The 15,176-nt window shown below is 37.8% G+C and carries 1 protein-coding gene; it reads right to left on the reverse strand.

Going from position 1 to position 15,176, the window contains the following annotated elements:
- Window positions 1–71 precede the first annotated feature (71 nt).
- Window positions 72–15,125, reverse strand: a complete 15,054-nt coding sequence (locus tag ACVWY7_RS13625; protein WP_456523835.1) for a DUF7507 domain-containing protein — start codon at window positions 15,123–15,125, stop codon at window positions 72–74.
- Window positions 15,126–15,176: the final 51 nt, after the last annotated feature.

The following is a 15,176-nucleotide window of genomic DNA, read 5'->3' on the forward strand; positions in this document are numbered from 1 at the left end:
ATTATTATTTTGTTCATAAAAAAGCGTGCAGATTGGAAAGTATCCAAGCTGCACGCTTTTAATTTTATCTATTAACGCCACCATATCCAAGTCCAAAAGTAGTTTCGTATATTTCGAGGAGTAATGCGTACAAAACGTTCACCATCAAAGAAACAATTTAAATTTGGAAGTGTTTCATCTTGGTTTTCTGGAACAAAGGTGACGATGTTTTCGTTACTTGTAACAGTTACTGTAATTGGTGGGTCAGTAGGCGAGACTTGAAGTTGTAATGAAACATTTGCGCTATTTTTAAATTCATTATTAACGGGCGGATTTATCACTTGCACTGTGAATAACACGATAATTGTTTCGTTTGGTTCCAAATTAGTAGCGACTAGGAAACCGATATTCGGATTCGCTAGTGGAGAGCGTTCTTCGTTAATGAAGACAGTGCCGTTTATAAATTGTAAACCTGCTGGAATGGCATCCTGTAAAGAAAGATTTGAGAGTGAAATCTCGGAAGTATTCGTAATACGCACCGTGTAATCAAAATATTGATTTAAATAAGCTGAAGTGACGGAAGCACTTTTCGTGGCTGTCGCAGTTACGAATTGAACTGGTATACGAACAATATTCGAATTAACGATAAAAGTAATAATCGGCTCCTGAGGTGTCAATTGGAAAGCAGCTGTAACTGTTGCAGAATTAATAATTGAACTGTTTGAAGGAATAGAAGTTACGAGCACTTTAAATGTTAGTATTGCTACTGCATCTGCAGGTAAAGATCCGATATTCATACTTGTGTCTGGACGGACATTTGGAACCGGAGTACCGTTAAGCGTAACACTGTTTTCTATAAATGTTGTACCAGCTGGAATGGTATCTATAACGGAAGTACTTACTGTTGGGATTGGAGAATCATTAAATATCTCTAACGTGAAAGTAAGAATATCTCCTAAAACGACAATAGATTTGTTAGCCGTTTTTTCAATATGAACCATTGGATCAATGATTGTCGTTGTAACAGTATTTGTTTGCTTTGTGACGATATCTATTTGCCTTGTAATTGTAATAGGTGGTTCGATTAGACCGACAATAGGCGTATAGAAAATAGTAGCATCGTTATTGATTGTAGATTGAAGAGTAGAAGAAGATATTGTCACTTGGAATGTAATAATAACAGAGTCATTAGGAGCAAGAGTTCCTAACGTAATACCATTTTCAGGATTCGCATTAGGCTGATTGATTCCGTTAATCGTAACACTGCCAATAACAAATGTCGTATCTACAGGTGCCGTGTCTACTAGAAGAAAATCTTCAATAGTGATATTACCATTATTAGTAATCGTAATGGTATACGTTAAAGTTTGACCAGGTAAGGCACTCGTGAAATCAACAGCTTTTATCGCAATGATATTATCATTTTGAACGGCTGTTGTGACTGTATTTGTTGTCGTCGTATTTGTAACAGGTACGTTATTTGGGTTGACTATATAGTTAAAAGTAGTGATTGCTTGGTTGTTGAGCTCGTTTCGTATTGGAATAGAAGTCACAGTTACTTGGAATGAAGCGATAGCGTCTCCATCTACAATTATAGTACCAATTGGTATGCCGCTTGCTGGATCCACTCCCGGAAGAGCCTCTCCGTTTACAATAACGCTATTTTCTATAAATGTAGTACCTTGAGGAATCATATCTTGAATGATTACATCATTTGCTGCAACATTACCAGTTTGATTGAGTGTAATCGTATACGTTAACGTATCACCGACCATTGCAAATGCAAGGTCAACAGCTTTATTACTATTCAAATTCGCATGATTAATTTCTGTTAAAGCAGCTGATGAAATAATAGTTTTGGTAATAGGTGGTTGATTTGGTAACGTGTATTGAAATTCAATTGTACTTGTGTTAGAGATTGGATTTGTTTGTGGAATCGAAGTAACCCGTACTTGGAATAGAACAGTTGCTGTCGTATTAGGCGGAATGTTATCAATTGGTATCCCGCTAAGTGGATTGTCATTTGGACGAGCGTTGCCATTCACAATAACACTATTCTCTATAAAGCTCGTATTTGCCGGGATGATATCTGTAACGATAATGTTTTCTACTTGTATATTCCCATTGTTTGTGATGGAAATTGTGTAAGGGATAATTGTTTGTAGGTCAGCATATTGGATAGGCGTTGTTTTTACTGCGATTATATTAGCAGAAATAACTTCAGTGAAAGTGATGTTACTAGTCGATATTTGTTCTTCTCCGTTTATCGTATAACGAGAAGTTGCTTGATTTTGAACATGGCCGCTAGTTGGAAGCGCTACGACAGTAACAGAAAATGTGACTGGGATAGAAATGTTAGGAGCAATCGTTCCTACCAATATACCGGTACTTGGATTGGCATTAAGCTGCGGAATGTTATTTACTAAAACGCTACCGTCTATAAAGGTTGTTCCACCAGGAATACTGTCTGTAAATACAACGGCAGTGGCATCCGTATTCCCTGTATTTGTTAAAGTTGTTGTATAAGTTAAAACATCACCAATTGTTACAGAAGTCAAATCAACAGTTTTAAGTGAAACGATATCAGCATCATTAATTTGAACGAAAGTAGTGTTGGAAGTAGTCGATTTTTGAATGGGTGCAAAGTCAGGGTTGAAAATAAAGTCGTAGACGATATTTGCGGTATTAGGTGTTGGGTTTGCAGCAGGTAAATTCGTAACGGAAACTTGGAACGTTATTGTAGTCGCTTGACCTGACATAATATTAGGAATGGAGAAGCCGATATTCGGATCTGCTGCAGGAAGGACAGTATTGTTAACTATTACACTCCCTGGAATAAATACTGTTCCATCTTCTATAATATCAGTAAAAAAGATGGAGTTAGTTGTAGTGGATCCGTTATTTTGAATAAAGACTGTATATACAACGGTTTCATCAATATTAGCTAATACTGTATTAGCGGATTTTGTAGCGATAAGAATAGCATCAATAAATTGTATATTTGTACTATTGGAAGATATCGTTTCTGAAATTGGTGGTAAGCTTTGGTCTGGCTGATACTCATAGTGGATGACGGCGATATTATTCATGTTATTTTGAGAAGGTATCGAGTCTACATTTACTTGGAATGTAACGATAATTGTATTGTTTGGAAGGATAATATTAAGGGAGATTCCGGTACTTGGATTTTCGTTAGGTCTTGGTATGCCATCTACAAGAATGCTATCTGGAACGAATGTGGTGCCAGCAGCGATTGCGTCAATTAGGAGAGTATTTGTAATAGGTACTGTACCAGCATTTGTAACTGCGATCGTATATGTGATAATTTGACCGATGCGTGTAATGGATCTGTTAGCAGATTTAATTGCACTAACATTTGCTGTACGGACTTCCGTGTTTACTGCATTTGATAATGATCTACGCTGAATAATTGGAGAACTAGGGTCAATTTGGTATTCATATGAAGTGTCTGAGATGTTAATGACTGTATTGCCCTCTGGTATATTTGTAAGTTGTACTTGGAATGAAATAGTGACTGTTTCATCTGGTTGTATCGTGCCGAGAGTTACTCCATTTTCAGGATTCGTACCAGGCTGAATGACATTATTTATTGATAAGCTATCTTCAATGAATATAGTCCCTTCTGGAATGTTGTCAATGAACACTGTATTGTTAGCTGGAACCGTTCCGATATTTTGTAGCGTATTTGTGTAGGTAATAAATTGCCCGATGGATACGAAAGTTACATCTGCGCTTTTAACGGAAATAATATTCACATTTTGAAGTGATGTTGTAACAATGTTAGAATTTGCAGAGCGATTCACTGGTGGAGCTGTAGGAATACTTACATATTGGTAAGTTACTGAAGATTGATTTACAATTTCGGTTTCAGTAGGTGGATTATTTGTTTGTACTTGAAATAGTATTGTTTTGGAACTGTTTGGTGGAATCGTTCCAATTGGTATTCCGTTTTCGGGATTTGCATCAGGCTGAAGTACACCGTTAATTATGACACTGTCGAGAACGAATGTAGTCCCAACTGGAATCGAATCTGTAAAAATAATATTTATTGCGTCAACATTGCCGCTATTTTTCACTTCAGAAATATAAAGTATAGTTCCGCCAATATCTACAGTTATTGGATTGGACGTTTTTGTAATTGTCAATTGTGCTTGCACGAAATTTGTAATGACAATATTACTTGTAGATGTTTCAGTAATAGGCGGTTGCCCTGGATCTGGTTGAATTGTATATGTTGTATTAGATTGATTTGTAATCGATTGTTGCGAGAATGGATCGTTAATAAGAACTTGGAAAGCAATAAGATGAGTAGCGTTTGCTGCTAGGTTAGGCAAAGTAACACCTACATTTGGATTTGCACCCAGTATAGCTGCTCCGTTAAGTGTAAAACTATTTTCTATGAATGTAGTCCCAGCTGGAATCGAATCTGAAAATATGAGATTTGTAGCTGGAATATTTCCGGTATTTTCTAATGTTATCGTGTACGTTAAAATGTCGCCAGTTGTTGCTTGTTGTGCATTGACGGCTTTTAAAGAAAGCACATTCGCATCTGAAATTTGTGTGAAAGCTGGATTCGAAGTAATTGTTCGAGAGATGATAGGAGCAGTTGGATCCGCGATAAAAGTATAGTCAATACGGGCTATATTAGAAATTGGATTCACGCTTGGAATAGATTGAACGATAACTTGGAATGTGACGGTGACGATTTCTGACGGCGCAATGGAGTTTATTGGTATTCCTACGTTTGGATCGGCACCTGGAATTGAGATACTATTAATGGTCACGCTATTTGGAATCAATGCAGTTCCTTCTGGGACCAAATCTGTTAAAGTAACTGTATTTGCAGTTGTATTCCCGTTGTTTTGAATGACGACAGTGTAAGTGATTGTACCGTCAGTAGATTGTACGATGGAATCTGTATTTTTAATTACAGATAGCGATGCATCAACGACAGCTGTAGTAACTGTATTAGATGAAGATGTTGCTGTAACTGGAGGTTGACTTGGGTCGACAATATATGTGTAACTTGTAAGTGCTTGATTTATAATTGCCCCTTGCGGTGGAATAGAGCTTGCAAGAAATTGGAACGTAATCGTAGCAGAATCACCTGGTGCGATAATACCAACTGGAATACCGAGAGTTGGACTTGCATCTGGAAGTGAAATCCCGTTAAGCGTGACACTATTTGGAACAAATAACGCCCCTTCAGGAACACCGTTAATGAGTAATACCGAGTTTGCAGGGAAGTTTCCAGTGTTTGTTAATGTTGCAGTGTACGTAATTATATCTCCAATAGATACGATTGTTCGATCTGCTTCTAAAAGCGTTGTAACAGTAGCGTTATTAATTTGTGTAGAAGCACTATTAGAAGTTACTGTGCCTGTAACAGGAGGAGCGGCCGGATCAACGATGAATGCGAATTGAATAGATGCAACGTTTGTAATTGGGTTTGAAGGCGGAGTAGATGTAACTATGACTTGGAAAGTAACGGTTAAGGAACTGTTCGTACTAACGGTTCCGATATTAACTCCGTTATTTGGATTTGCACCTGGAATGGTATTTCCATTTACAGCAAAACTATTTTCAACAAAGGTCGTTCCAGCTGGAATGAGGTCTGAGAAATTTACATTCGTAGCGTTTGTATTGCCGCTATTTTGAATTAAAACGGTATAAGTGATTGTGTCTCCAATATTCGCAAAGGCTGTACTAGCAGTTTTTACAGCTGAAAGTATTGCTGAATGAATAGAAGTAACGAAGACGTTCGTTTCCACATTGCCAGGCTGAGCCTGTAATGCATTGCCTACGTTATATTGGAAGTTAACAAATGCTAAGTTTTGGAGTTCAGGTGTGAATGTTGGTGGATTGCTTACGATTTGAACTTGGAATATGATTGTTACAGTTTGATTTGGAATGATCGTATTTATGCCAATACCGTCAATGATAGAAGCGGATGGTAATGGAGTGCCATCAACAATAACGGATCCTGCAACAAATTGTGTCCACGATGGTATCGGGTCTGAGAAAATAACGTTATTGGCAGGGATATTTCCAGTATTCGTAATCGTAGTTGTATACGTAATTGTATCACCAATCGTTGCAAAAGCTTTATCACCGATTTTAGTAGTAGTTAAAATAGCACTTTCAATTGTTGTTGTAACACTATTTGAAGTAATGTTTTTTGAAACAGGAGGATTAGCTGGATTAACGATATGCTGAAAGCTAACGCTAGCTTGATTAGTAATTGGATTAATAGCCGGGATTTCATTTGAAGTAATATGAAATTCTACAATGGCAGATTCGTTTGGCGCGATATCACCAATTGGGACGCCTGTAATGATGTTTGCATTTTCGATAATAGTTCCATTAAGTGTAAAACTATTTGGTTCAAAGGAAGTTCCGTCTGGAATAACGTCGGTAAAAATAACATTCGTTGCATTAACATTTCCGCTATTTGTAATTGTAACGGAGTAGACAATATCTTGCCCGATATCTACCGTAAATACATTTGTGCTTTTTTGTGCAGTAAGAATAGCGCTATTAATTTGTGTTGTCGTTGTATTAGATTGATTGGAAGTTGTAATAGGTGACTGGTCTGGATCAACAATGTAACGATAAGTTGTAAGAGCTGAATTAGAAATAGGATTGTTGATTGGTAGGGTTGTAACGGTAGCTTGGAATGTGACAATTGCCGCAGTACCACCGTTAATTGAACCGATATTTACACCAGTAGATAAATCAGCATTTAGAATGGTTTGCCCATTAACTGTGAAACTGTTTGGAACAAAAGTTAAATTACTATCAAGCGTATCGATAACTGTAACATCAGTTGCAGTCACATTCCCTGTATTCGGGAGGTTAAGTGTAAATGTTATTGTATTACCAACATCCGCAAAAGTAAGATCTGTTGTTTTTGTACTTATAATATTTGCGTTGTTTATTTGAAGAAGCGTAGTGTTGGAAGTAGCCGCACTTAATACTGGAGGATTAACAGGATCAACAGTAAACTCATATGTTGTTGATGCTGTATTTGGTGCTGGATTAATAGGGGGAATGCTGTTCACTGTAACTTGAAAGACGATACTATATATTTCATTAGGTGGAAGTGTTGCAAGTAATACACCTGTATTTGGATTCGCGTCAGGTTGTAAAACACCATCGACAGTTAATGTGTTAGGAACAAATGTGACTCCATTTGGTAATACATCTGTGAATACAATATTAGTTGCATCTGTATTTCCTATATTCGAAATAGAAGTAGTGTAAAAAGCAGTTTGCCCGATATCTGCAAAGGATACACTTTCATTTTTCGTCATGGATAATAGTGCTTCTTTAATTTGCGTTGAAACAGGATTGCTAATTGAAGTTTCTGCATCAGGCGGTGAGACTAATTGGTACGATGTTGATGAGAAATTTACAATGGGGTTTTCAGTTGGTAATGACGTTACAGTAACTTGGAACGAAATTGTTACTGTAGTCCCAGCTGTTATAGTTCCGATATTTACACCGTTCACTGGATTTGCACCACTTTGAAGAATTCCATTAATAGAAAATGTGTCTGCAATAAATGCTGTTCCGCTCGGTACGGTATCTGTGAATATAACATTTTGCGCAGATGAGTTTCCATTGTTTGTTAAAGCGACAGTATAAGTGAGTGTGTCTCCAATACGACTAAAGGATTTATCGACTTGTTTTAATGAAAGAATGGTAGCTGTATTAATCGTAGTGAACACTGTGTTTGAAGTAACGGTCCTTGAAACAATAGGGGCATTAGGATCAGCGATAAATGTGTAAGAAGTAGTAGCGGAATTGGCAATAGGATTTTGGGCTGGTGTAGAAGTAGCGGTAACTTGAAATGCTATTGCTATTGAGCTGTTAGGAGCAATTGCTCCAATTGTTATACCTGTATTAGGATTAAGCCCAATTTGTGTAATGCCATCTATTGTAACGCTATCAGTAATAAACGTTGTACCATCTGGTATAAGGTCAGTAAAAGTAATATTCGTAGCATTTGTATTACCGTTATTCGTTAAGATTGTCGTATAGGTAATGGTATCACCTAGCGTTACAAGTGTTTGATCTACAGATTTCACCATCGTTATCATAGCATCTAGTACAGGGTTTGTAACGATATTCGTTGAAGTAGAAGTTGTAACAGGAGTTCCGTTTGGATCAACAGTATAAGAATATAAAATCGTATCGTTACCCATAATCGAGCTTGAAGGGGGAACAGCAATAACATTTGCTTGAAAAGTAACAGTTACTGTTTCACTAGGAGCGATATTTGGTATGTTTACTCCAAGCGCTGGCTGTGCACCCAGTTGTTGTATGCCATTTATTGTGACCGAATTTGGTACAAAAGTAGTACTAGGAGGAATCGAACTTGTAAAAGTTATATTTGTAGCGGGTGTATTTCCTATATTCGTAATAGTCGTTGTATACGTAAGTGTATCCCCGACGGAAATAATAGATTTATCAACACTTTTTGTTGTAGTTAATATTGCACTATTAATGGTTGTTGAAACTGTATTTGATATAGTTGTTTGTAATGCAGAAGGTTGGCTAGGATCAACTACATGTTCAAATTGTACGGAACTAAAATTAGAAATTGGATTTATACTTGGGATGTTTGTAACAAGTGCGTTAAGTGTAATATTAGCAGTTTCGCCTGGATTTATATTTCCAATTTGTATTCCGTTTCCAGGATTTCCGATTTGCTGTGTACCAGTATCGTTTGTAAGTGTTCCAGAAATAAATGTTGTTCCTTCAGGTAAAACATCCGTGAAAATTATATTTTGTGAAGTGACATTTCCAGGGTTACTTAATGAAATGGTATAAGAAAGTGTATCCCCAATTGTTGCGAAAGTTTTATCTACAGTTTTGATTGCTACAATTTCACCAGAATTTATTTGTGTCGAAACAGAATTAGATGTCGTATTTCGTGAAACAAGTGGTAAATTAGGTCCTGTCATAAATTGATAATCAATGGAAGCGCTATTTACAACCGGTGAATTTGGCCCCCCAGGCCCAATTGTGAAAATTGGATTCGGAATGCTAACTACTTGCACACGAAAAGTGATGTTTATAAAATCTCCTGCAATAATATCCCCAATTGGTATGCCATTTGCTGGATTTACCCCAGGTAATAAAACACCGCCCACTCGAACACTATCTTCTATAAATACTGTATTGTTTGGAATCTGATCTGTAAAAATGATATTAGTAGCAGTTGTATTCCCTACATTTTCCAACAACGCAGTATACGTTAAAAATGAATTTCCAGGTGCGACGTCAGAAAAGATACGGTCCACACTTTTCGTTGCTTGAATAATTGCTTCGTTAATTTGAACTAAAGTTGGATTACTTGTAGCTGTTTCTGTCACTGGTGGCTCGGTAGGGTCCACAATAATAGAGTATGTCGTACTAGATTGATTCAACGTTGGATTTGTAGCTGGTATTGAGCCAACGATCGCTTGAAAGCTAATTGTTGTCATTCCTCCAACTGGAATTGGATCTAAAGAAATCCCGCTATCTGGTCTAAATCCAAGTTTTGGAATGGTATTAATTTGTACACTATCAGGCACAAATGAAAGTTCAGGTGGTAATATATCGGTAAAAACAGGCGTGTTTGCAGTAACATTTCCACTATTAGTGAGGATAGTTGTATACGTAATTGTATCGCCAACAGCGGCAAATGCACTGCTTGCAGTTTTTGTTGCGATAACGGAAGCGGTATTTACTTGTGTAAAAGTTGTATTGGATTGAACTGTTCGTGAAACAGGCGGTTCATTTATATCAACAATAAATCTATATTGAAGCGATGATTGGTTCGGAATTGGATTAGGGTTTGGCAGCGTTGTAATGTTTACTTGAAAACTGAGTGTAATCGATGCATTTGCATTCAAGTTACCAATGTTGATACCGTTCTGTGGATTTGCATTCGGGGCGGTTACACCGTTTATTTTAAAGCTATTTGGGACAAAGGCAGTTCCGTTTGGAATTGTATCTGTAAAAACAATGTTATTAGCAGTAGTATTACCTGTGTTTGTAACAGATGAAGTGAATGTAATCGTATCACCAATTGTAGCGAAAGTTGTACTCGCATTTTTATTTAAAACTAAAGTAGCGTCAACAATTGGGGTAGCGGTCGTGTTTGTTACAGTACTACCAGCAGTGGGTGATTGGTTTGGGTTCACTGTATATTCATAATTTACAAGGGCGTTATTTGTTAAAGTGCCACTAGAGGGGATTGCAAGTATTTGTACTTGGAATGTAACAAATACAGTATCTGCTGGTGAAATGTCGTTTAACGGAATTCCTAGTGAAGGATCTAAGCCAGGTTGTGAAACATTATTTATCGTCACGGAATTTGGGATGAAGGAGGCACCTGGTCCAAGTCCATCTATTAATACAGTAGCATTAGCGGGAATATTTCCCGTATTTGCAACTGCAATCGTATAGGTTACGATATCACCAATTGCAGCTGTCGGCGTATTTACTGATTTCGTAGCGACAATAGTAGCATTATTAATTTGAGTTTTTATTACGTTACTTAACGCATTGGCGGATGCTGGAGGTAAGCTAGGATTTACGACATATTGGTACGTTGTATTACTTTGGTTGGGGATTGGATTTGGACTAGGAATGGAATTTACTATTACTTGAAATGAGATTGTCGTATTTGCATTCGGATTTATTGGATCAATTGCAATTCCACTTGCTGGATTTGTATTAGGGAATGTATTCCCGTTTACTGTTACACTATTAGGAATAAATGATGTCCCATTTGGAATTACATCTGTAAATACTACATTTGATGCAAGTGTGTTCCCGCTATTCGTTAAAGTAGTCGTGTACGTAATAATATCATTTACGTTAGCAAACTGTTTATCCGTAGATTTTGTAGCGGTAATAGTAGCATTATTAATAGTTGTCTGTACGGTGTTAGAGGCTACCATCTGCATTACAATTGGCTTGGATGGGTCGTACGTGTATTGGAATGTAGTGCTCGATTGGTTCGTAATCGGATTTGGACTAGGAATAGTTGGTACAGAAACTTGGAATGAAACAGTACGTGATGAATTCGCTCCTATCGTACCAATTAAAATGCCATTAGCAGGATTTGCATTAGCTATAGGGACACCGTTAATCGTTACAGTATTAGGAAGGAAGATGGTACCAGTTGGAATGATATCTGTAAACGTTACATTGGAGGCAGGGATATTGCCGTTATTCGTTAAAATTGTTGCATAAGTTATGACATCGCCAACATCAGCGAAATTTGTACTTGTTAGTTTCGTAGCAACAATATTAGCGGTATTAATTTGTGTCGTTACTATATTGCTAGTAGCGTTTCTAACAACAGCAGGTAAACTTGGATCAGCGATAAAGCTATATTGAAGTGAAGCACTGTTTTGAACTGGATTTGGTGAAGGTAAACTATTTGCACTAATTTGGAAAACAATTGTTGTAATGCCGCCTGCTGGAATCGTACCAACTTGAAGACCGACACTTGGATCCGCCCCTAGCTGTAAAGCACCGCCTATAAAAGTACTATTTGGTACGAGAGTTGTGCCAGGAGGGAGTAAATCGGTAACGACAACATTATTTGCTGGACTATTTCCAGTGTTAGCTAAAGCAATTGTATATGTGATTGGTTGCCCAACATCAGCAATAGTTATATCTACCTGTTTGACAATAACGACATTTGCTAAGTTGATTTGTGTACTTACAGTGTTGCTTAAAGATGTTTCGATAGTTGGGGGATCGCCTGGATTTAAAATAAAACTATACTGTGTACTAGATAAATTTATTGTTGGGTTTTGAGCTGGTAAAGAGGTGACAGTTACTTGATAAGAAACAGTAATTTCACCGTTAGCAGGAATGGAAGGCAATGGAACACCAATGTTCGGATCTGCGTTATTTTGGAGTACACCGTTAATAAGGAAAGTGTTTGGGATAAAGGTAGTGCCATCTGGATTTATATCTACGAAAGTTGGGTTATCAGCAGTAACGCTTCCTGCATTTGTTAAAAGAATGGTATAAGTTAATACATCCCCAACAGTAGCGAACGCTCGATCCACTGTTTTTGCTGAAATGACATTTGCGTCATTTACTTGCGTAAATGTAGTGGTTGAAGTTGTGTTCTTACTTACAGGCGAAGCGTTTGGATCAACGATAAAGTTATAGGAAATAGAAGCACTATTTGAAATAGGATTTGGGTTTGGAATGCTAATGATTACTACTTGGAATGAAGCTGTAATGGTAGTGTTAGCATTGATGCTACCAATATTGATGGTAGCGGGTGTTGCACCTGGTTGAGTAACACCGTTAACTATAACACTGCTCGGTACAAAGGCAGTGCCATTCGCAATTGAATCGGATAGTACTACATTGTTCGCCGCAACATTTCCATCGTTTGTAAGAGAAAAGGTATAAGTTAATACATCCCCAACTTCCGCAAACGTTTTATCTACAGATTTAGTAGCTTGAAGGTTTGCTAGTCTAATTGTAGATGTAACAGAATTAGAATTTGCCGTTTTTGAAGTTGGTGGCAGACTTGGATTTACAGTATATAGATAAGAGGCGAAAGCATTATTAATGATAGGATTTTGGGCGGTAATATTGATGACAGTTACTTGGAAAGAAAGGGTAACAGTAGCTCCGCCAGGAATTGTACCGATGGGTAAAGCAACGAGAGAATCTACATTTTGCAAAACGCCGTTTAGTGTTACAGTACCAGGAGTCAATATCGTTCCGTTTGGAAGTGGATCTGTTAGTTGTACATTAGTTGCAGCTGTATTTCCACTGTTTGTAATAAGGATTGTATAACTGATTGTTTCGCCAATTGTGGCAAATTGTTTGTTTGTTGATTTAGTTAATGTTACATCCGCATTATTAACTTGAGTGGAAACAAGATTAGAAGAAATATTTTTTGTAACGGGTGATTGGCTAGGGTTGACGGTGTACTGATAAGAAGCGCTTGATCCGTTAGATACGACATTTGAAGCGGGTATTGTATTTACTACTACTTGAAATGAAACATTTTTTGTTGTACCAGTTGGGATTGATCCAATGTTCACACCGTTAGCGGGATTTGCGCCCACTTGTGTCGTGCCATCTATTGTTAAACTGTTTAGAACAAGAGTTGTTCCGATAGGAATAACATCTGTAAAAATAACGTTGTTCACATTTGTATTACCTGTACTTGTAAAGGAAACGGTGTACGTTAGTGTATCACCAATATCTGCAAAATTTTTATCTACTGCTTTTGCCATAGTTACAGTAGCGTTATTCACTTGAGTAGATACGATATTGGTCGTATCAGTCCCATTTACTGCTGGTTGATTTGGCACAGGAATGTATTGGTATGTTGTTGTCCCGCTATTTAATATTGGATTTGTTTGGGGAATAGAAGGAACGAGTACTTGAAATGAAACAGTAGTTGTAGAATTAGCAGCAATCGTTCCAATTGATATACCAATAGCGGGATTTGCCCCAGCCTGAGTAACTCCGTTAACAGTTACACTCCCCGGAATGAAAGTAGTCCCGCTAGGAATCGGATCCGTATATATAACGTTAGTTGCAGCGATATTTCCTATATTAGCTAAGGCGATACTGTAAGTTAACGTTTCACCAATATCGGTAAAAAGTTTGTTAACTGATTTTGTGCCATTAATATCTGCGAGATTAACTTGTGTTCCAGCAGAGTTGCTTGTTGCAAGACCATTAAAGGTTGTTCCTCCGGCAATTGGTGTATATTGAAATGTAATATTAGCAGTGTTAGAGATAGGATTTTGACTTGGAAGAGAAACGACAGTAGCTTGGAAAGTTACTGTACGAGAAGCCCCGTTATTAATGGTTCCAAGAGATATACCAGCGGCGGGATTTGCGTTCGTTTGCGGGACATTATCTACCGTTACAGTACCAGGTATAAAGGAAGTACCGTTAGGGAAAATGTCTGTAAAAATAACGTTATTGGCAGGAAGAAGTCCGGTGTTAGGGATAGTAACTGTATAAGTGAGAACGTCCCCAATTGCCGCAACACTTTTATTTACGCTTTTCGTTGCTTGAATATTAGGTGAATTTATGTTGATTTGTAAACCGACTGTATTCAACATATAAGCGTCTCCGTTAGTCGTTAAACGGATTGCGGCGGACACTTGAGAATTTGTTAAATAAGGAGAAATATCAATGGAAGTAATGTCCCAGCCCTGTCTTCCAGCGGAGATGTTTGTGCCTGTAGAAGCACTTTGATTTCGCGTTCCAAATGTCCCAGTTGTATCTAAGTTCCCTGCAGCATTATTGATTTGAGAACCGAAGAAATTATTTACAGCATTATTTGGCCCAGATAAAGCATTTAATGAACTGAAATTTGGTCCAAATAATGCTTGATCCCCTGTTATATCTGCATCTCCTTCAATAGAACTTAAAAATAATCGCCCGCTTACAGGTCCTCCTGCAGGTGTTAAAAATCCTGAAACAGATACATCGGCACTACCAGTTTCTGCAGAAACTCGGTTGCCTGCCACATAAATGGTTAAGTTTCTTGCAGGTAATGTTCCATTTCGGTAAGCGACGATAAGCGTCCATCCAGCCGAATTAATTGTTCCATTAGAAGCATCTATAGGATCTACAAGTCCAGGGACAGAGCCGGTTGTATAAGAGCCAGATCCTCCCGCTTGAATGAGGGATGTTACATCTGCAGAACGTGTATAGAATCCAAATGTGATAGATCCAGAAACGAATGTTTGATTGGAAGCTGTAACAGCTGAAGGAGTAATCGAGTATGTTGAAACAGGTGTTGTAAAAGAAACGGGGTTTCCTAAAACACTTGTAATGTTTTGATCACGAGATAAGTAGTTGCCGCCCCAGATGAGTTCTGCGTAAAGAATTGTACTACCAGCAGGAATATTTAAAATAGCGGTAGAACTATTTTGTGTATAGTTTAAAGTTGTGCCGGCAGGAAAAGTGGGAACTTGTAAAGCGGTATTCGTAGTTATAAATGCGCCAATTGCCCCGATTGTACCAGCACGGTTTTGATTACTGATTTTACTTAAACCGAGTGTGTTTCCGGTAATCGCAAGTGCGCCGTTAGTGGTGGTAGAAAATCGATTCGTAATGGGCATGTTGTCACCTCACTTACAATATAGTCTTGGTCAAAATAGGATATGTGTGTA

It is taken from the genome of Bacillus sp. TE9106W (assembly GCF_054062215.1).